An 18,933-nucleotide genomic window follows, 5' to 3' on the forward strand; every position below is an offset into this window, starting at 1 on the left:
GTCAGCCGCGCAACGGCGCAGGGAGCAGCCCCTGCGGTACGTCCTGGAAGACCACCGGAACCTGGAAGCGGCGGATGGACTCCGTGCCCACAGAGGTGTGCGCGGCGCCGGTCGTGGCGGGCCACGGGCCGCCGTGGTGCATGACGCGGTTGACGGCGACACCGGTGGGCCAGCCGTTCCACACCACACGGCCTGCCTTGCGGGTGAGGACCGGCAGCAGGTCGCGTACGAGCGCCTCGTCCCCGTCCTCCGCATGCACCGTCGCCGTCAGGGAACCCGGCAACCGGGCGGCGAGAGCAGGCAGTTGGGCCTCGTCGGCGTACTCCACGACCAGTGAGGCCGGGCCGAAGCACTCCTCCGAGAGCGCGGGCCGCGCCGCGAACTCCTCGACGGTCGTACGGAACAGGTGCGGCCCGTCCGGAGTGCCGAGCACCTGCTCGGCGTGCGCGGCAAGCCGGGCCGTGCCTTCCCTGAACCCGTCCAGGATGCGCAGGTTGAGCAGGGGAGCAGCCGGTACGCGGGACAGCTCGACGACCAGGTCGTCGTACAGGCCGTGGCCCTCGGGCAGGAACAGCAGGCCCGGGTTCGTGCAGAGTTGACCGACGTAGCGCCCGGCGGCCGTGACGAAGCCGGAGACGAGGTCGGCGGGGCGGGCCTTCACGGCGGCCCGCGTGATGAACACCGGGTTGACGCTGCCGAGTTCACCGTAGAACGGGATGGGCTCGGGCCGCGCCGCCGCAGCGTCGAACAGCGCACGCCCACCGGCCTGCGACCCGGTGAACGACCCGGCCTTGATGCGTGGGTCGTGGATCAGCTCCCGGCCCGCCGCCATCCCGTGCACGACGGCGAAGCTGCCGTCGGGCGCGTCGCTCGCGCGCAGCGCCTCGGCGACGATCTCCGCGATACGCCGGGAGGTCGTCGGGTGGCCGGGGTGGGCCTTGACGACGACGGGGCAGCCCGCGGCGAGTGCGGCTGCCGTGTCCGAGCCGGCCACCGCGAGCGCGAACGGGAAGTTGCTGGCCGCGTACACGGCGACCGGGCCGATCGGTACGAGGACACGGCGGAAGTGCGGAGTGCCGTCCGGGCCGTCCTCCGAGCGCGGGGCGAGGAAGTCGGCGCGCAGCACCTCGTCCGCTTTCAGCCTCAACTGGCCGGTCATGCGGGCGAGTTCGGCTCGGAGGGTGTTCGTGCCGAGGGCGGTCTCGCGGTCGGCGAGCGTCACGAGCTCGTCGCCGGTGGCGTCAAGGCCGTCCGCCATGGCGCGCAGCAGGCCGGCCCTGGCCGTCAGGGGCAGCGCCGCCAGGTCCGGTGCCGCGCGCTCGGCGGCAGCGCAGGCGGCGGCCACTTCCTCGGGGGTGTTCTCGCGGACCGGGGGCTCGATGCGGTCTCCGGTGCGGGCGTCGATGCCGTACAGGTCGGTCATGTTGATCTGACTCTTCCTTCGTCTCGGCGAGTTGCGGGGTGCGTCAGTCGTGGGGTGCGTCAGTTCGGGGGTGTGTCGGCCGGTTCCGTCTCGCCGTCGACGGTGCGCGGAACGTGCAGCGGGTTGCTCTCCTGGAGCGCGGGCGGAAGGAAGGCCTCGGGTGCGTTCTGGAAGACCACCGGCCGTAGAAAGCGCTGGGCAGCGGCGGTGCCGACCGAGGTGTGGGCGGATGTGGCCGCCGGATAGGGGCCGCCGTGATGCTGGGCGTGGGTGACGGCGACGCCGGTGGGCCATGCGTTGAACACGACCCGCCCGGCCCGCTGTTGGGCCAGTTCGAGCAGCCGCCCGTACTCGTCCTGCGGCTCCGGCGCGGCCTTCGGCGTGTGGATGCTCACGGTCAGGGCGCCTTCGAGAGCCGCGAGGATCTCCTCGACCTCGTGCACCGAGTCGTACTGCACCACCAGCGCCGTCGGCCCGAAGCACTCCTCCAGCAGTACGTCGGCCGCCTCCCGCAGTTCCGCGATCGAGGAGACGCCGATCAGGCTCGGCGAGACCAGGGCCGTGCCCGCGTCGTCCACGGTGACCTCGCCCTTGACGAGCACATCGGTGCCCGCCGCCGCGTGGATCTCGGCGAGCCGCCGCTCGTACCCGTCCACCGTCTCCGGGCTGAGCATGGGCGCAGCCGCCACCTGGCGCACCGCCCGGGTGACCAGCTCCACCATGTCCATGTCCTGCGGAACCAGGAGCACGCCGGGTTTGGTGCAGAACTGCCCGTTGCCGAGCGTGTACGAGGCGACGAAACCGGCGGCGATCTCCTCGCGCTGCCCGGCCGGAACGCCCGGTGTGACGACGACGGGGTTGACGCTGCCGAGCTCGCCGTGGAACGGGATCGGGGTGGGCCGCGACGCCGCGATGTCGAACAGGGCCCGGCCGCCGCGCACGGAGCCGGTGAACGCGGCGGCCGTGATGTGCGGGTCGCGCAACGCCCGTACGCCCGCCTGCCGTCCGGTGATCATGCTGAACACCCCGTCGGGCGCGCCGACTCGGGCCAGGACTTCGCTCACGATCCCGGCGGTCGCGGCCGAGGTGCGCGGGTGCCCAGGGTGCGCCTTCAGGACGACAGGGCAGCCGGCCGCGAGGGCGGAGGCGGTGTCGGTGCCCGCGACCGAGAAGGCGAACGGGAAGTTGCCGGCCGCGAACACGAGCACAGGCCCGACCGGCACTTGGTAGCGGCGCAGTTCGGGGCGCGGGCCGAGCGGGTGGTCGGGGTCGGCCCGGTCGATGGTCACGTCCAGATAGGCACCGGTCCGCACACGTTCGGCGAACATCCTCAACTGCCCTGTCGTACGCCGGACTTCACCGGTCAGCCGGTCCTTGCCGTAGCCCGTCTCGTCGGCCGCTACGTGCACCAGATGGTCGGTGTTCGCGTCGAGCGCGTCAGCCAGGACGGTGAGCGCGTCGGCCCGCGCCTCGGGTGTGAACTTCTCCCACAGCGGCGCCGCCTGCGCCGCCAGCGAACAGCGGAGGTCGACTTCCTCGCGTGGCGTCTCCGGCTCGGGTGCGGAGGGGCGCAGTACCGTCATGGCGGTGTCCTCTTCGGATGCTCAAGTCGCGTGATCGCTACGGCTGTTGACGTGGGGTCAGAGGTCAGGCCGCGGCGAGGGCGTCGCGGTAGCCGCCCAGTCGGCCCTTGTGGAACACGAGCGGGGCGCCGGGAGCAGTGGCCATGCGCAGCACTCGCGCGATGACGATGACGTGGTCGCCGCCGTCCAGCTCCTGCAGGAACTCGCAGTCGATCCACGCGACGGCGCCGCCGATGCGCGGAGCGCCGTCCGGCGAGCTGTGCCAGTCCACGTCGGAGAACTTGTCGTCGCCCTTGCGCGACAGCGAGCGGCACACGGCGTCCTGCCCCTCGGCGAGCATGCTCGCGCTGAACCGGCCGCCACTGCGGACCTTGAGCCAGCTGCTCGACGTGCGGGCGACGCTGAAGGTGACGAGCTGCGGGTCGAGCGAGAGCGACGCGAAGGTGCCGACGACCATGCCGACCGGCTGCGCGGAGGACGCCTCGATGCCCGTCACGGCCACCACGCCGGTGGGCAGATGGCCCATGACGTTCCGGAAGTCCATCTCGTCGATGCGGTCGGCCTGCTCGACCGGACGCTCCGTGGCGGTGGTGGTCATGATGACGCTCCCTTCGAGTGCTTCGGTGATGAGCGCCGGTGTGTTCAGTAAGCGAACGTGGCGTTCATGTAACGATGGTGAGGTTCGCTGGAGGGGATGTCAATACGTTGACCCGTGCGGAGATGTGCCCCCTTGACGCGGCCTGGGGGCGGCGGGGATTATCTGAACGCGATATTCGATAATTGAACGTATGCCGCACACGGAAAGAGCCATGCGCAGCGACCCACCGAACATTCAGGGCACGACGACCGCGGGCTTCGAGGTCGTACGTCAGGCCTTCGAGGCGAACTTCACGCAGCGCGGGGAGCGAGGTGCCGCCGTCGCCGTGTATCGGGACGGTCTGCCGGTCGTGGACCTGTGGGGCGGAACGGCCGACGCGGACGCCGTCGGCGGCGGCCGGCCCTGGACCGCGCGCACCGCCCAGGTTCTGCGCTCCGCGACCAAGGGGGTCTCCGCCACGGTCCTGCTGCTGCTCGCCGACCGGGGCCTGATCGACCTCGATGCCCCGGTCGCCGACCACTGGCCGGAGTTCGGCGTCCACGGCAAGGGCCGTGTCACCGCCCGCCAACTCCTCGCGCACCGCGCCGGGTTGGCTGCCCTTGACGAGCCGCTCACCGCCGCCCAGGCTTGCGACGGACGCAGCGGCCCTGCCGCCGTCGCCGCCCAACGCCCCTGGTGGGAGCCGGGAACCGCACACGGTTACCACGCGCAGACGTACAGTTGGCTGATCGGCGAGCTGGTCCGGCGGGTGGACGGGCGGACCCTCGGCACCGTCCTCGCCGAGGAGATCGCCGAACTGCTCGCCGCGGACCTCTGGATCGGCGTACCGCCCGACCGGCAGGACCGCGTCGGCCGCATCGCCCCCGTCGAGCCGCCGCCACCGAGAGGCGGAGCCCCGCGTGTACGTCCGCGCCGGGAGGTCGCCGAGGCCTACGCCGATCCCGCGTCGCTCACCCGCCGCGCCTTCGGCACCGTCTCGCCGGCCCCGGACGAGAACGCGTCCGCCTGGCGCGCCGCCGAACTCCCCGCCTCCAGCGGCATCGCGACCGCTCGTGGACTCGCCGATTTCTACGCCGCGTTGGGCGCCGGGCGGATACTCGGCCGCCGCATGCTCGCGCAGGCCCGTACGGAACACTCGTCCGGCCCGGACCGAGTGCTGCTCGCGAAGACTCGCTTCGGGCTCGGCTTCATGCTGCACAGTCCCGCAGCACCCATGAGCTCACCCGCCGCCTTCGGTCACCCGGGCCGCGGAGGCTCGCTCGCCTTCGCCGACCCCGAACTCGGGTTGGCCTTCGCGTATGTCACCAACGGGATGCGGCCTGGCGTCACGAGCGATCCGCGCGCCCAGTCCCTGGTGCGAGCGGTCCGGCAGTGCCTGGAGGCGAAGGCAGCGGTCGCCGCGTAGCGCGCACGCGTATTGACAGGGGTCGGTCGGCGCGGGCCACTATGGGTTACGCAAAAATGAACGTTACGTTCAGTACGTGGCTATGCGGGCTGTGCTGCACAGCAGGCCCACCCTGCGCTCTGCATGTCTCGAACTCTGGAGTCCTCCATCGACGGCGTCTTCCCGTAACGGGGTCGCCATACTGAAAGTGTGAACATGTCAGGGCATGGTCGCGGTCGACGGGTGCAGGCTCACGGGGCTTCGCGCGGGCGGTATCTGCGGCCCCTGTTCAGTGTGCGAAACGTCGCCGGACAGGTGCTCATCCTGCAGCTGGTGGTCTTCCTGCTGCTCGTGGTGGCGGCCCTGGTGGCGTTGGTGCTCCAGGCGCAGCGGCAGGCGACCGACCAGGCGCGCCGTGAAGTTCTGGCCGTCGCCGAGACGTTCGCGAACTCCCCGGGCGTCGTCGAAGCACTCGACAGCCGTGATCCGACGGCCGTGCTCCAGCCGCTCACGGAGAAGGCGCGGAAGCTGGCGGGCGTGGACAGCATCGTGGTGTTCAGCACGGAGGGCATCCGGTACACGCACCCCGACCCGAAGGAGATCGGCAAGCATGTCGTCGGCCCCTTCGAGAAGGCCGCGAAGGGCACGCCCTTCACCAACGTCGAGGGAGTCGAGGGCCCGATCGGCCTCTCCGTGTACGCGGAAGTCCCGGTCTTCAGGCCCGACGGTTCGGTCGCCGGGATCGTCTCGCCCGAGATCAGGCTCAAGTCGGTCCGCCAAGAGGTGACCGGACAGCTGCCCCTGCTCTTCGGCGTCGCCGCAGGCGCCCTCCTCCTGGCCATGGGCGGCTCGGCGCTGGTGAGCCGGCGCCTCCTGCGCCAGACGCACGGCCTCGGGCCGGCCGAGATCACGCGGATGTTCGACCACCACGAGGCGGTCCTGCACTCGGTGCGGGAGGGCGTGCTGATCACCGGGGCGGACGGCAGGCTGCTGCTCGCCAACGATGAAGCGCGCCGCCTCCTGGAACTGCCCGAGACGGCGGAGCTGATTTCCGTCTCCGAACTCGGCCTGCCTCCCGCCATCGCGGAACTGCTCGCCTCGGGGCGAACGGCGACCGACGAGCTCCAGCAGGTCGGGGAACGGATCCTGGCCGTCAACGTACGGCAGGTCGACCACTACGGAGTCCGAGAGGGCAGCGTGGCCACGGTGCGCGACTCCACAGAGCTGCGGGCCCTCGCCGGCAGAGCCGAACTGGCCCGCGGACGCCTGCAGTTGCTGTACGAGGCGGCGACGCGCATCGGTACGAGGCTGGACGTGGCCCGTACCGCCGAGGAGCTCGCCGAGGTGGCCACCGGCCGGTTCGCGGACTTCGTGAGCGTCGACCTGGCCGAGTCCGTGCCGGAGGGCGAGGAGCCGGACGGCACGGAGACAGTGCTGCGGCGCACCGCGGTCATCGGGACCCGTGGCGGCCACCCGCTCCACCCTGTCGGTGCCGCCGTCTCGTACCAGCCCTCCGCCGGCCCGGACACGCGGCAGGCCGTCATCGCCTCGGGCCTGGACAGTGACAACGAGTGGCAGGAACTGACCCCCGAGGACACGCACGCCGTCACCGACCACGGGATCCACTCCCTGATCAGGGTGCCGCTCGCAGCCCGCGGCGTCGTCCTCGGCATCGCCACTTTCTGGCGTGGCCGGCACTCCGAGCCCTTCGAGGCCGACGACCTGGCCCTTGCCGAGGAGATGGTCGCGCGGGCCGCGGTCTGCATCGACAACGCCCGCCGCTTCACCCACGAACACGCGACGGCCGCGACCCTGCAGCGCAACCTGATGCCCCGCGGGCTCCCCGACGTCACCGCGCTCGACGTGGCCCACCGCTACCTGCCCGCACAGTCGGGCGTGGGCGGCGACTGGTTCGACGTCATCGCCCTGCCCGGCACCCGCGTGGGCCTCGTCGTGGGCGACGTGGTCGGCCACGGGCTGCTCGCCGCCGCGACCATGGGCCGGCTGCGCACCGCCATCCACAACTTCGCCACCCTCGACCTTCCTCCGGACGAACTCCTCGCCCACCTCGACGAGTTGGTGACCCGCACCGACGTCGAAGAGGCCGTGGACGAGGAGCGCGTGGGCATCACCGGAGCCACCTGCCTGTACGCGGTGTACGACCCCGTCGACGGCCGCTGCACGATCGCCCGAGCCGGACACCCCGAGCCCGCCCTGGTCCACCCCGACGGGCGCGTCGAGTACCCGCACGTGCCGGTGGCGCCGCCCCTCGGCCTTGGCGGGGGAGTGCCCGTCGAGACCGCCGAGCTCACCCTGGCCCCCGGCTCCCAACTGGTCCTCTACACGGACGGCCTCGTGGAGGACCGGCACCGCGACTTCGACGTCGGCCAGGAGCTGCTGCGCACCGCCCTCACGGGTGCGGGCCGCACGCCCGAGCAGCTCTGCCGGGCCGCCTTCGACGCCATGGTGCCCGAGCACCCCCGCGACGACATCGCCCTGCTCGTGGCCCGCACCCGGACCCTGGACCCCGACCGCGTCGCCGACTGGGACATCGCCGACGACCCGGCTTCCGTCCCGCCCGTCAGGGCCGCCTGCGCCCGCCGCCTCGCGGACTGGGGGCTTGAGGAGATCGCGTTCACCACCGAGCTGATCATCAGCGAGCTGGTCACCAACGCCATCCGCTACGGCGCCGAACCCATCAGGCTCCGGCTGATCCTCGACGGGGCCGCGCTCATCTGCGAGGTCTCCGACGGCTCCAGCACGTCCCCGCACCTGCGCCGAGCGAGGGCCACGGACGAGGGCGGCCGCGGGCTTTTCCTCGTCGCACAGTTCGCCGAGCGCTGGGGTACGCGGTACGGAGCGCGCGGCAAGGTCATCTGGACCGAGCAGAACATCCACGGAGGTACGGAGCCGACGGCGGACCTGGGCGACTTGTTGCTCGACCAGTGGGACGACACCTTGCTGTGAAGCCGAACCAGTAGCCGAACCAGTAGCCGAACCAGCAGCCGAACCCGGGCAGAGCCGCCCGAGCTGCCCGAATGAGGCCTGTTCGAAATTTGAACGAGGAGTTTGTAGGCTGAACCAGCGGCCCGTCATCGCGTACGGCCGCAGATTTGCCCCCCACGCACCAAAGAGGTCCCCATGAGCGACGACTCCGCCGCGCCCGCCGAGCTGATCAACAAGTCCGTGGTGAAGGCGGCGCGCCTGTTGCGGGAACTGGCGGCCCAGCCGGGCGGCGGTGCCACCGCGACCACACTTGCGAAGGCTGTGGGGATGTCCAGGCCGACCACGTTCCGGCTGCTGCTCAGCCTGGAGCACGCCGGCCTCGTGGACCGCATCGACAACAACTACGTACTGGGCTGGGAGCTGGCCCGCCTCGGCCGGTACGCGGATCCGCACTCGGGCGTGGCGCAGCGTGCGCAGCCGCTGCTGCAGGAGCTGGCGGACGAGCTGAACGAGTCGGCCACGCTCTCCGTGCCCACGCCCAACAACGGTCTGGAGCTGATCGCGGAGGCGTACGGCTCGCATGTCGTGGGCGTGATGAACCAGGACATGCGCGGGCAGCACTATCCGCTGCACGCCAGCTCGACGGGGAAGGTGTTCCTCGCCGAGCTCGGCCGGGAGCGGGTGACGGCGCTGCTGCCGGAGAAGCTGGAGGCGTTCACCGGGCAGACGATCACGGACCGCACGGATCTGCTCCGCGAGCTGGACCAGGTTCGTGAGCAGGGGTACGGGATCATCGACAACGAGCTTGAAGAGGGCTTGCTCTCGCTGTCCCGCCCGGTGCGGGACCCGGCCGGCGAACTGATCGCGATCCTGACGGTCAACGGCCCCCGTTACCGCCTGACGCGTGAACAGATCCCCGGCACGCTGGAGTTGATGCGGCACATGGTGGAGCGGTTCGCCGGGGTGCTGTGGGAGCAGACGGACTGACAGGTCAGAACCCGCCGGGCGTCTGACAGGAAAATGCCGGGATGCATTGCGCGGTCCGCACAACCGCGCAATGCATCCCGGCGGCCCCCTCGGGAGTGGTTTTGTGCCGGGGCGGGGTCAGACCGCCTCGAACTGCACCCGTCCGAGCCCGTTGAACTCCGCCGTCACCGTGGCCGCGCGCTTCAGGGGGACCGCCTCCAGGCAGCTGCCGGGGAGGATGATCTGGCCCGGCTCGAAGGCGATGCCGTACTGGGAGAGTTCGTTGCAGACCCAGGCGATGGCGGCGATGGGGTTGCCGAGTACGGCGGAGGCGGGGCCCGAGCCGACCTGCTCGTCGTCGTAGTGCAACGTGCCGTGCATCGCGGAGAAGTCGAGCTCGGTCAGGGGCTTGGGGGTGGTGCCGAGGACGATGGCGCCGACGGAGCCGTTGTCGGCGAGGGTGTCGGCGATCTGGATGCGCCAGTCCTTGAAGCGGGAGTCGATGATCTCGACGGCAGGGAGGACGTACTCGGTCGCGCGGATCACGTCGGCGACCGTGACGTTCGGGCCCTCCAGGCGGTCCTTGAGCAGGAAGGCCGGCTCGACTTCGGCGAACGGCTCGATGAACCGGTCGAGTTGGACGGGTCGGTTCTCCAGGAGGAAGTCGCCGGCGAGGAGGTGGCCGTAGTCGGGCTGGTCGACGCCGAAGGCCTCCTGCATGGCCTTGGCGATGTTGCCGAGTTTGTAGCCGACGAGGCGGTCGCCGTCGGCGATGCGGCAGCGGACGTTGTGCTGCTGGATGGCGACGGAGTCGGCGAGCGCGAGGTCGGGCAGCGCGTCGGTGAGCGGGGTGATGGCCCGGCGCTCGCGGCGGGCCGCTTCGATGGCGTCGGCGATCGAGACGAGGTGCTGGTCCATGGCTGAGGTTCCTTGCGGGAGAAGCGGGCGGAGTGGCGTGTTCAGCGCTGGGCCGGCGCCGAGGTGACGCTGAGCGGGAGGCCCCGGGTCTCGGGGGCGGTGATCTGGGTGACGACCGCGCCGATCACGCAGAGCGCCGCGGCGACGAGCATGGTCGGGCCGACGCCGATGGTGGACAGGGCGGTCGGCACGAGGAACGTGCCGAGGGCCGCGCCGATCCGGCTGGTCGCGGTCGCCAGGCCGATGCCCGCGCCACGGATGTCCGTCGAGAACACCTCGTTCGGGTAGACACCGGTCACCGCCGTGGACATGGCGTTGGTGTACGCGAAGAGCAGGAAGCAGAGCAGGATCACCACGGGCGCGGCGGTCGGCCAGAAGCCGACGACTCCGAGGGCCAGGGCGCACGTCCAGAACTGCGGGATGACCAGCTTCCGTCGGCCGACGCGCTCGATCAGGACGAACGTGGTGCCCGCGCCGGCGAGCGCGAGGCCGTTGACCCAGAGCGCGCCCATGAACCCGTCGCCCAGGCCGAAGTCGGCGAGCACGGTGGGCGCGAACGACGCGATGGCGAAGTACGGCGTGACCGTGCAGAACCAGAACACGCAGATGAACACCGTCACCTTGAGATAGGCGGGGGAGAACAGCCGCCAGAAGCTGGCCTTGCGGACCTGCTCGTCGGCGAGGTCGGCGATGTCGGTGGGGTCCTCGAAGTACCTCTCTGCGATGGCCTTCGCCTCCTCCACGCGGCCCTTGCTCATCAGCCAGCGCGGCGACTCCGGCGTGCCGGCGCGGGCGATGAAGAGGATGACCGCGGGGACGGTGCTGGTGGCGAGGATGATCCGCCAGTCCAGGTCGTACGCGGAGCCGAGCCCGTAGCCGATGGCGTACGAGGCGATGTAGCCGAGGTACCAGGCGAACTCCTGCAGAGCGAGGAGCTTGCCGCGCAGCCGGGTGGGCGCGAACTCGGCCAGCAGCGGCCAGCCGATCGAGTACTCGGCGCCGATGCCGATGCCCATCAGGAGACGTACGAGGAACAGCTGCCAGCCGGTGTCCACGAGGAACTGCAATGCCGAGCCGACGACGAAGACCGCCATGTCGAGCGTGAACATGCGCTTGCGGCCGAACCGGTCCGACAGATAGCCGCCGAGCGGACCGCCGAAGAAGATGCCGATCAGAGCCGATGCCGCGATCAGGCCCTGCCAGGCGGCGGAGAGGCCCAGGTCCTTGCTGATGGCGGCGTTGACGGCGCCGATGGTGCCGAGCACATAGCCGTCGATGAACATCCCGCCGGACGCGATCGCGGTCAGGCGGCGAAGGAACGTCCTGCTCTCCCCGCCTCTGGCGGCAGTCGGCGGCGGACTCTCGGTGAGGGCGGTCATCGGCGGTTCTCCACTTCGGTGGTACGACGTGCCGACGCATCAACGGGTGGGAAAGAGCCGGGATGCGCCGGACGGGGTGCGGGTGCGGTGCGCAGAGAGCTGCTCGCCGGGGTGCTCGGCAGCCTGTACGTGGGGGTGTGCCTACGGATGGCGATCGGCGCACGTAGGTCGATGCCGGGCAGTGTGGGCCCTCAAGAGAACATCCGCATTGTATGAACGTGATGTTCAATCTGAGGCCGCGCTGCCGACCGCAAATTTCCACGACCGTTTCCGGGCTGTCAAGAGTTCGCGTGGCTCCGCTGTGCAGCGCTGGACGCCAGCCGACCGCCTTCACCTGGCCTTTCCGAGTCCCGGGCGGCGGAGTCGCCGTCGGTTGGGCGGGGCGGATTCGGCCTTGTCCGGGACCGGCCCGAATCGGTCGACCACACCCTCTTGACGGAAGGCGATGCGCATCTCAAACTGAACGCATCGTTCGAATGGTGAACGTAGACGTCTCAACGCCTCGCGGCTCTGCGAGGACCGACGGACAGCTCCTCGCTCGCGCTCCGGGAGGGACACCACATGAGCACCCAGCCGCTGAAACTCTTCGCTTTCGACGTCAGCGCCCCCGCCCACCTCACGGCGGGATCCTGGCGGGACGCCGCCGACCAGGGCTTCAGGTACACGGACCTGAGCTACTGGACGGACACGGCGAAGATGCTGGAGGAGGCCCGCTTCGACGGGATCTTCTTCGCGGACAACGTCGGCTACCACGACGTGTACGGCGGCACCCCGGACGCCGCGTTCCGCGACGCCGCACAGTTCCCCATCAACGACCCGACGCTGCTCGTCTCCGCGATGGCCTCGCACACCCGCCACCTCGGCTTCGGCGTCACGGCCTCGCTCACGTACGAGCAGCCGTACTCGCTGGCCCGCCGCTTCTCCACGCTCGACCACCTCACCGGGGGCCGGGTCGGCTGGAACATCGTCACCTCCTACAGCGACGCCGCGGCCCGCAACTTCGGTCTCTCGCAGCAGATCCCGCACGACCAGCGTTACGACCTGGCGGACGAATACATGGAGGTCGTCTACAAGCTGTGGGAGGGCTCCTGGCAGGACGACGCCGTCGTCCGGGACGCGGAGAGCGCCACCTACCTGGACCCGGCGCGCATCCACTCGATCCGGCACAAGGGCCAGTACTTCGACGTGCCCGGCATCCACCTGTGCGAGCCGTCGCCGCAGCGCACGCCGATGCTGTTCCAGGCGGGCACGTCCTCGCGGGGCATGAAGTTCGCCGCCGCCAACGCCGAGGCGGTGTTCGTCAACACGATGACCCCGGAGATGACCCGGCGCAGCGTCGACAAGATCCGTACCGCCGTCGCTGAGGCCGGCCGTGACCCGCGCTCGGTGAAGGTCCTCGCCCTGATGACCGTGATCGTCGCCCCGACGGACGCCGAGGCGCAGGCCAAGTACGAGGAGCACGTCCGCAACGTCTCCTACGACGGCGCGCTCGCCCGTTTCGCCGGCTGGACCGGCATCGACCTGTCCGGCGTCGACCCGGACATGCCCCTCGAATACGTGGACGTCGAGGCGTCCCGCTCGATGGTCGAGATGTTCACCAAGGCCGACCCGAACCGGAAGTGGACCACCCGGCAGGTCGCCGAGTTCATCGGCATCGGCGGCAGCGGTGCCGTGATCGTCGGCTCCCCGCAGACGGTGGCCGCCGAGATGCGCAAGTGGCAGGAGACCGCCGACCTCGACGGCTTCAACCTCTCCTACGCCACCAAGCCCGGCGGCTGGCAGGACTTCATCGAGCTCGCGCTCCCCGTCCTGCGCGAGGAGGGCCTCGCCCGCACCGAGTACGACGAGAACGCCGCCACCCTCCGCGAGTCCTTCTACGGCGTCGGCCAGAACTACACCCTCGATGCCCACCCGGCCTCGAAGATCCGCGCCGCCGCCCCTGGCACCGGCGCCGACTTCACCAGCTGACCCCCGCCCCCCGACTGCCGCCCGTCCTGCTCCAGGGCGCACTCGGCCGTCCCGCACTCCTCGCACAATGACGTGGAAGGAACCGTCGCCATGACTGTCACCAGCACCGCCACGGGCGTCCAGAACGCCGTCGACCAGCGCCTCTTCCGCGATGTCATGGGGCATCTGCCCACCGGCGTGGTGGCGATCACCGGTGTGGAGGTCGAGACCCTGCGCCCGGCCGGGATGATCGTCGGGACGTTCCAGTCCCTCTCGCTCAGCCCCGCCCTCGTCACCTTCAGCGTCGACCGCTCCTCCAGCAGCTGGCCGAAGATCCGCAGCGGCGGCCGGTTCAGCGCCAGCGTCCTCGCCGAGCACCAGACCGACGTCTGCAAGGCCCTGTCGCGGAAGTCCGGCGACAAGTTCGAGGGCGTGGAGTGGGTGCCGTCGCCGGAGGGCTGCCCGCAGTTCCTCGGTGCCTCGGCCTGGATCGACTGCGAGATCGAGCAGGAGCTGGACGGCGGCGACCACGTCATCGTCATCGGCCGCGTCCTGCGCATGGACGGCGGCTTCACCGAGCCGCTCGTCTTCCACAAGGGCAAGCTCGGCGGCTACCGCCTCCCGGCAGCCGCCTGACCGGCCCCGCCCGTGGCCAACCCGTACACCTCTGAGGGCACCTCAGAGGAGGGGGAAACGGAGTGCCGGTTCCTGCCCCGGCACGTCCGTGACGACGGCGCGCGGCCGACACTGCGCGCCGTCCCACCCCACCCCAACTGTGCGCAACAGGAACCCCGTTGAAGGGGCATTCGCAAAGAACACCGGCCCCGGAGGGCAACCATGAATGAGCAAGCAGACATCGTCATCGTCGGAGCGGGCGTCGCGGGCCTGGTCGCGGCCCGCGAACTCGGCCGCCAGGGCCTGGAGACCGTGGTGCTGGAGTCGCGGGACCGGCTCGGCGGCCGCACCTGGACCGACCACCGGCTCGGCCGCGACCTGGAGATCGGCGGCACCTGGCTGCACTGGACGCAGCCGCATGCCTGGGCCGAGGTCAACCGCTACGGCCTGGAGGTGACCCGCGGCCCGCGCTCCGAGGAGACCTTCTGGCTCGCCGGGGACGAGGTCCGCCGCGGCACCCTCGACGACTTCATGAACCTCATCGACCCCGGCATGACCCGCCTCCTCGAAGAGACCATGACGTGGATCCCGCGCCCGGACGACCCGCTGCGCAACCCGGACCTCGCCAAGGCCGATGCCTGGACGGTGCAGGAGAAGCTCGACGAGCTGGACCTGCCGGTCGAGGAGCGCAACGCCAACGAGGCGGCCTGGGTCGGCCACTTCAACGCCCCGCTCGACCAGTGCTCGTTCGTCAACGCCCTGCGCTGGACCGCCGCTTCGGCCGGCGCGTGGCACCTGATGCACGAGTCGTCGGCGATCTTCCGGCTCGCGGGCGGTACGAAGGGTTTGGTCGCGGCGATCGCGGCGGACGCGGAGGCCTCGGGGAACGCCGACATCCGCCTGAGCGCGCCGGTCCGCTCGATCACCCACGACGCCGACGGCGCCACCGTGACCTACGGCGACGGGCACACGGTCAACGCCCGCCGCGTGATCGTCACCCTCGGCCAGAACCTCCTCGACGGTCTGGACGTCACCCCCGCCCTGCCCGAGGCGAAGCTCGCCCCGGCCCGCGAGAAGACCGCGTCGCAGGGAGCGAAGGCCTGGATCCGCGTGCGCGGCCCGATCAAGCCGTTCTTCGCCTACTCCTCGCAGCACCACCCGCTCTCCGTCGTACGCACCGAATTCATCGGCGAAGACGACGCGGTCCTGGTCGCCTTCGGCGCCGACGCCACCCGCATCGACGTCAACGACCGGGACGCGATCGCCGCCGCCCTGAAGGTGTGGCGCGACGACCTGGAGGTCCTGGAGGTCGGCGGCCACGACTGGATGGCCGACGAGAACTCCCGCGAGACCTGGCTGATCCAGCGGCCCGGCCAGTTCACCGGCCACCACGCCGCACTCCAAGCCCCGTCCGGCGTACTGCACTTCGCGGGCGGCGACTACGCCAACATCTGGGCCGGGTTCATCGACGGGGCGGTGGAGAGCGCCACCCGCGTCGCCCGCCAGGTTCGCGAGAGCCTCGCCTGACGAGGGCCGACAGCCCCACCGGGCCGGGGAGTCACCAAGCCCGGCCACTCATCCGCCCGCGGTGCCCGAGGGACAGCCGCCGCGGGACTCACCGCCGGTCCTGCCGAGCCTTCCTCTCGGCAGGACCGGTGTCGCGTACGAGGAAAGGAAGGTGTGCCATGGAGAGCACAGCCGTGGCACCCGGCAGGGCCGTCCGCCCGCGCACGCTGGGGAGCGCCGCACCGGCACGCGACGAACAGGCCCCCACCCGCTCGTACGACGGCTCGCGGAACGCACCGCCGGCGTGGGCCCTGCGCAGGGTCGCCTCCGCGCTGTCGGCCTCCGGCCGGACCACCGGAACCCAAGTGCGCGCCGACGCGGCCGAGTTGGCCCAGCGCACAGGCCTCAGCAAGAGCCTGACCCGCCGCTGCCTGCAGTGGCTCCGGGAGCGCCCTGTGCGCTGATTGCCCGGAGCCGGACTTCAGCCGCTCAGAGGCCCATGTCCTTGAGCCAGCGGCCCGTCGTACGCGGTGTGACGCCGAGGAGTTCCTGGGCGGAGCTCTCCGGGACGATCGAGCGGTGGGGGAGTGCGCTCATGGCCTGGTAGAGACCCGCGACATCGGCGGCCGGACCCTCGCCGATCACCGGCGCGACCGAGGCCCGCATCTCCTCGGGCGTGATCGGCTCGAACACGACCTCCTTGCCGAAGTGCGCACCGAACGCCGAGGCCAACTCCGGCCCGATGAGCGCCGGGTACTGCCCCACGGACACCTCACCAGACACGTCGCCGCGCTCGAACAGGGCGAGTGCGACGTCGGCGATGTCCAGGTGCGACGCCCAGGAGACGGGGAAGTCCGCGCGGATCGGGTACGGCAGCGCGCCCCGCTCGCGGACCGTGTCCATCACGTACGGCATGAGCAGGTTCTCCAGGTACAGCGTGGGCGCGATCACCACGTACGACACTCCGCTCTCCGCCAGGCCCGCGGCCAACTCGGCCGCCGCGCCGCCGGCCTCCGGGGCCGTCGGCGCGCCGCTCGTGGAGAACACGACGCGGGCCGGGCGGGCGGCGCGGACGGCGGCGACGATGTTGCGCGCGTAGGCCAGGCGGTCCTCCTCGGCGACCACCGGCAGATGGACGAAGACGCCGTCGGCGCCCCGGTACGCGTCGGTCAGCGCCTTGACCGAGTCGTAGCCGGCGGCCAGCACACGTGCGCCTTCCACGACGGTGTCCGGCTTGCGGGTCAGGGCGGTCACGGACTTGCCCGCGGCGACGAGAGCAGCGACGACGGGGGCACCTTGGGCGCCGGTGGCGCCATGGATCACGTAGGTCATGGAGCCATTAGTGCATGCGATGCACCAGTTACATCAACTGCACTAATGGAGTTATCGTCAAGAACATGACCGAACCCTGTCTGCCCGAGTGCGGAGTCGCCCGCTTCCTCACGCTGCTCAACGGTCCGTGGGCCACGCTGATCGTGCGCGAGCTGCTGCACGGCCCGCACCGCTTCACCGAGCTCCGCGAGGCGCTGCCCGGCATCAGCCCGCACACCCTGACCAGCCGCCTCCGCCAGTTCGAGCGCCACGGAATCGTCACGCGCACGACGTACGCGGAGATCCCGCCCCGCGTCGAGTACGCCCTCACGCCGCTCGGCGAGGGCCTGCGCGAGGTGCTTGAGGCCATGGGCGACTGGGCGATGGGCGTCCCGGACCCGGGAGTTGAGGCGGCTGTCTGATGGAGGTGGACGTGGGTAGAGCGATTGTTCTACCTTGTGCGCGTGGCCGACAGGAAGCAGCGGATCGCGGGTGATCTGGAGCGGAGTTTCGCCGAGCAAGGATTCGCCGAGCAGGGCGTCGGGGCCCTGCGCGCCGACGCCGATGTCTCGCTGAGGACGCTCTACAAGTACTTCCCCAGTCGCGAGTCGATGATCGTCGGCGCGCTTGAGCATCGGGACCGGGCCTACTTCGAGTGGCTCGCCGGCGGTCCGGCGGACGGCGTGGAGCATGTGCTGTACCCCCTAGTTCGGCTGGGGGACTGGCTGGCCGAGGTGGCCAACACGGGCTGCCTCTTCCTGAATGCGCTGGCCGAATATCCGAACAGCGAGGCCATCGCCGCGACGGTCACTGCGCACAAGGAGCGGCTTGCCGAGGAATTCCGGCGGCGTTTGCAGGAGATTGCGCCGGACCGTGACACCGGACACTTGGCCGAAACGCTCTTCCTGCTGCACGAGGGCATGACGCAGGCGGCTCGCCTGCAGGGACGGGAGAAGGCCACGAAGGCGGCCTTGCGCGCTGCTCGTGCCGCGCTGTCCGCCGAAGGCATCCTCTAGGCCAGCTCGGTGGGGAAATCGTTTTCAGAAAGGGCAATTGCTGTGTCAGCGTTCCGCAACGCCTCTGGCGACCACGTTGCTCCGCCTGTCTTCAAGGACGAACGCAAACGCACTTTCCTCAACCCTGAAGGCGCGGACAAGCCGCTGCAGAGCCCGCTGACTTCAGACGTACTTGAGGGGGCACGCAGCTACCGACTGGCGCGAATCCGCGAGCAGTTGGAACAGCATGACTGCGCGGCGATTCTGCTCTACGACCCGGTCAACATCCGTTACGCGTTGGACTCGGTCAACATGAGCATCTGGACGATGCACAACGCCGCTCGCTACGCACTGATCTTCGCCGACGGCCCCGCGGTTCTCTTCGAGTTCCACGGCGCAGAGCACGTCAACGACGGCCTTTCCCTTGTCGACGAGATCCGCGCAGCGCGTACGTGGCTGTACTTGGTCGCCGGCGAACATCTCGAAGACCGCGTCGGAACGTGGGCCGATGAGATCGCGGACCTGATCGCCGAACGGGGACGCAACCGTCGGCTGGCTGTCGACAAGCTCGAGCACCTCGGGGTCGCTGCTTTGGAGAAGCGCGGCATCGAGATCGTTGAGGGCCAGGAACTGACCGAGCACGCCCGCTGCATCAAGAGTGCTGACGAGATCGAGTTGATGCGCTGGACGATCCGGGTCTGCGAAGCGGGGATGGCGCGCATGTACGAAGTCTCCGAACCGGGCAGAACCGAGCGGGAGATCTGGGCGGAACTCCACTTCGAGAACGCCCGCTCCGGCGGGGAATGGCTGGAGACGAAGCTCCTAACGGCTGGTACTCGTACGAACCCCTGGTATCGGGAGTGCTCCGACGCGCGCGTTGAGCTGGGAGACATGATCTCGTTCGACACCGACATGATCGGGCCGTACGGGTACTGCGCTGACCTCTCCCGGTCCTGGACCTGCGGTCATGTTGAAATGACGGCCAAGCAGCGTGAGTTGTACGCAGTGGCTCGGGAACAGATCGAACACAACACCGCGTTGCTTCGCCCCGGATTGAGCTTCGAGGAGTTCAACGAGCTCTCCTGGCGAATTCCCGAAAAGTACCTGCCGTACCGGTACTCGGTCGCGGCGCACGGCACCGGAATGGCCGACGAATGGCCCTGGGTGCATCTCCACCCCGACTTCGAGCACAACCACGGCGGAGCGTTCCAGGAAAACATGGTCGTCAATGTGGAGAGTCTGATCGCCGAAGCGGGGTCGGAGAGCATCAAACTCGAAACCCAAGTCCTCATCACGGCCACCGGGCCCGAGCGCCTCGACCGATTTCCCTGGGAAGAGGTCTGACCGCATGCCTAAGGAGAA

The 18,933-nt window shown here is 70.1% G+C and carries 16 protein-coding genes; 10 read left to right on the top strand and 6 right to left on the bottom strand.

Features of this window, described 5'->3' with window-relative positions; all coding sequences use genetic code 11:
- Position 1: 1 nt before the first annotated feature.
- The 3 genes from QIS96_RS21735 to QIS96_RS21745 form a co-directional block, all read right to left on the bottom strand.
- The gene (locus QIS96_RS21735) at positions 2-1,423 is read right to left on the bottom strand and encodes an aldehyde dehydrogenase (NADP(+)) (RefSeq protein ID WP_282544351.1); all 1,422 of its coding nucleotides are present in this window, start codon (positions 1,421-1,423) and stop codon (positions 2-4) included.
- A 59-nt stretch (positions 1,424-1,482) separates the two neighbouring features.
- A complete protein-coding gene (locus QIS96_RS21740) occupies positions 1,483-3,006 on the bottom strand; it encodes an aldehyde dehydrogenase (NADP(+)) (protein ID WP_282544352.1) in 1,524 nt (507 codons plus the stop codon).
- 64 nt (positions 3,007-3,070) lie between these two features.
- Entirely contained in the window at positions 3,071-3,604 is a 534-nt protein-coding gene (locus QIS96_RS21745) for a flavin reductase family protein (protein WP_282544353.1), read from the bottom strand.
- Between the two features lie 211 nt (positions 3,605-3,815).
- Between QIS96_RS21745 and QIS96_RS21750 the strand changes: the two genes are divergently transcribed.
- The 3 genes from QIS96_RS21750 (at position 3,816) to QIS96_RS21760 (ending at position 8,921) form a co-directional block, all read left to right on the top strand.
- Entirely contained in the window at positions 3,816-5,009 is a 1,194-nt protein-coding gene (locus QIS96_RS21750; protein WP_282544354.1) for a serine hydrolase domain-containing protein, read from the top strand.
- 195 nt (positions 5,010-5,204) lie between these two features.
- Complete coding sequence (locus tag QIS96_RS21755) at positions 5,205-7,955, top strand: SpoIIE family protein phosphatase (RefSeq protein ID WP_408907233.1); 2,751 nt, start codon at positions 5,205-5,207, stop codon at positions 7,953-7,955.
- A gap of 174 nt (positions 7,956-8,129) precedes the next feature.
- Positions 8,130-8,921, top strand: coding sequence for an IclR family transcriptional regulator (locus tag QIS96_RS21760; protein WP_282544356.1), 792 nt, complete (start codon positions 8,130-8,132; stop codon positions 8,919-8,921).
- Positions 8,922-9,038: 117 nt separating this feature from the next.
- Here QIS96_RS21760 and QIS96_RS21765 read toward each other — a convergent pair whose 3' ends face one another.
- Together QIS96_RS21765 and QIS96_RS21770 are read right to left on the bottom strand one after the other, a co-directional pair.
- On the bottom strand, positions 9,039-9,818 hold the full coding sequence (locus tag QIS96_RS21765; RefSeq protein WP_282544357.1) for a 2-keto-4-pentenoate hydratase: 780 nt from the start codon (positions 9,816-9,818) through the stop codon (positions 9,039-9,041).
- Positions 9,819-9,859: 41 nt separating this feature from the next.
- On the bottom strand, positions 9,860-11,197 hold the full coding sequence (locus tag QIS96_RS21770; RefSeq protein ID WP_282544358.1) for an MFS transporter: 1,338 nt from the start codon (positions 11,195-11,197) through the stop codon (positions 9,860-9,862).
- A gap of 561 nt (positions 11,198-11,758) precedes the next feature.
- On the opposite strand from QIS96_RS21770, the gene QIS96_RS21775 reads away from it, so the two are divergent.
- The 4 genes from QIS96_RS21775 (at position 11,759) to QIS96_RS21790 (ending at position 15,729) form a co-directional block, all read left to right on the top strand.
- Positions 11,759-13,165 carry an LLM class flavin-dependent oxidoreductase gene (locus QIS96_RS21775; RefSeq protein ID WP_282544359.1) on the top strand — a complete coding sequence of 469 codons (1,407 nt, stop codon included), beginning with the start codon at positions 11,759-11,761 and terminating at the stop codon, positions 13,163-13,165.
- Positions 13,166-13,255: 90 nt separating this feature from the next.
- On the top strand, positions 13,256-13,780 hold the full coding sequence (locus tag QIS96_RS21780) for a flavin reductase family protein (protein WP_282544360.1): 525 nt from the start codon (positions 13,256-13,258) through the stop codon (positions 13,778-13,780).
- 201 nt (positions 13,781-13,981) lie between these two features.
- On the top strand, positions 13,982-15,286 hold the full coding sequence (locus tag QIS96_RS21785; RefSeq protein WP_282544361.1) for a flavin monoamine oxidase family protein: 1,305 nt from the start codon (positions 13,982-13,984) through the stop codon (positions 15,284-15,286).
- A gap of 158 nt (positions 15,287-15,444) precedes the next feature.
- A complete protein-coding gene (locus QIS96_RS21790) occupies positions 15,445-15,729 on the top strand; it encodes a hypothetical protein (protein ID WP_282544362.1) in 285 nt (94 codons plus the stop codon).
- A 25-nt stretch (positions 15,730-15,754) separates the two neighbouring features.
- On the opposite strand, the gene QIS96_RS21795 is transcribed toward QIS96_RS21790, so the two are convergent.
- Positions 15,755-16,597, bottom strand: coding sequence for an NmrA family NAD(P)-binding protein (locus QIS96_RS21795; RefSeq protein WP_282544363.1), 843 nt, complete (start codon positions 16,595-16,597; stop codon positions 15,755-15,757).
- 65 nt (positions 16,598-16,662) lie between these two features.
- Between QIS96_RS21795 and QIS96_RS21800 the strand changes: the two genes are divergently transcribed.
- Genes QIS96_RS21800 through QIS96_RS21810 form a run of 3 tightly spaced genes read left to right on the top strand, consistent with a single transcriptional unit; the run spans position 16,663 to position 18,915 of the window.
- Entirely contained in the window at positions 16,663-16,998 is a 336-nt protein-coding gene (locus tag QIS96_RS21800; protein ID WP_282544364.1) for a winged helix-turn-helix transcriptional regulator, read from the top strand.
- A gap of 42 nt (positions 16,999-17,040) precedes the next feature.
- Complete coding sequence (locus tag QIS96_RS21805; protein WP_282544365.1) at positions 17,041-17,592, top strand: TetR/AcrR family transcriptional regulator; 552 nt, start codon at positions 17,041-17,043, stop codon at positions 17,590-17,592.
- Positions 17,593-17,634: 42 nt separating this feature from the next.
- Entirely contained in the window at positions 17,635-18,915 is a 1,281-nt protein-coding gene (locus QIS96_RS21810; RefSeq protein WP_282544366.1) for a M24 family metallopeptidase, read from the top strand.
- The last annotated feature ends 18 nt before the right edge of the window (positions 18,916-18,933 follow it).

It is taken from the genome of Streptomyces cavernicola (assembly GCF_029968035.1).
Taxonomy (GTDB): domain Bacteria; phylum Actinomycetota; class Actinomycetes; order Streptomycetales; family Streptomycetaceae; genus Streptomyces; species Streptomyces cavernicola.

Bases quoted from the DNA above. Each gene is read 5' to 3' on its own strand.
- QIS96_RS21735 (WP_282544351.1), bottom strand. From the start codon at position 1,423: ATGACCGACCTGTACGGCATCGACGCCCGCACCGGAGACCGCATCGAG.
- QIS96_RS21740 (WP_282544352.1), bottom strand. From the start codon at position 3,006: ATGACGGTACTGCGCCCCTCCGCACCCGAGCCGGAGACGCCACGCGAG.
- QIS96_RS21745 (WP_282544353.1), bottom strand. From the start codon at position 3,604: ATGACCACCACCGCCACGGAGCGTCCGGTCGAGCAGGCCGACCGCATC.
- QIS96_RS21750 (WP_282544354.1), top strand. From the start codon at position 3,816: ATGCGCAGCGACCCACCGAACATTCAGGGCACGACGACCGCGGGCTTC.
- QIS96_RS21755 (WP_408907233.1), top strand. From the start codon at position 5,205: ATGTCAGGGCATGGTCGCGGTCGACGGGTGCAGGCTCACGGGGCTTCG.
- QIS96_RS21760 (WP_282544356.1), top strand. From the start codon at position 8,130: ATGAGCGACGACTCCGCCGCGCCCGCCGAGCTGATCAACAAGTCCGTG.
- QIS96_RS21765 (WP_282544357.1), bottom strand. From the start codon at position 9,818: ATGGACCAGCACCTCGTCTCGATCGCCGACGCCATCGAAGCGGCCCGC.
- QIS96_RS21770 (WP_282544358.1), bottom strand. From the start codon at position 11,197: ATGACCGCCCTCACCGAGAGTCCGCCGCCGACTGCCGCCAGAGGCGGG.
- QIS96_RS21775 (WP_282544359.1), top strand. From the start codon at position 11,759: ATGAGCACCCAGCCGCTGAAACTCTTCGCTTTCGACGTCAGCGCCCCC.
- QIS96_RS21780 (WP_282544360.1), top strand. From the start codon at position 13,256: ATGACTGTCACCAGCACCGCCACGGGCGTCCAGAACGCCGTCGACCAG.
- QIS96_RS21785 (WP_282544361.1), top strand. From the start codon at position 13,982: ATGAATGAGCAAGCAGACATCGTCATCGTCGGAGCGGGCGTCGCGGGC.
- QIS96_RS21790 (WP_282544362.1), top strand. From the start codon at position 15,445: ATGGAGAGCACAGCCGTGGCACCCGGCAGGGCCGTCCGCCCGCGCACG.
- QIS96_RS21795 (WP_282544363.1), bottom strand. From the start codon at position 16,597: ATGACCTACGTGATCCATGGCGCCACCGGCGCCCAAGGTGCCCCCGTC.
- QIS96_RS21800 (WP_282544364.1), top strand. From the start codon at position 16,663: ATGACCGAACCCTGTCTGCCCGAGTGCGGAGTCGCCCGCTTCCTCACG.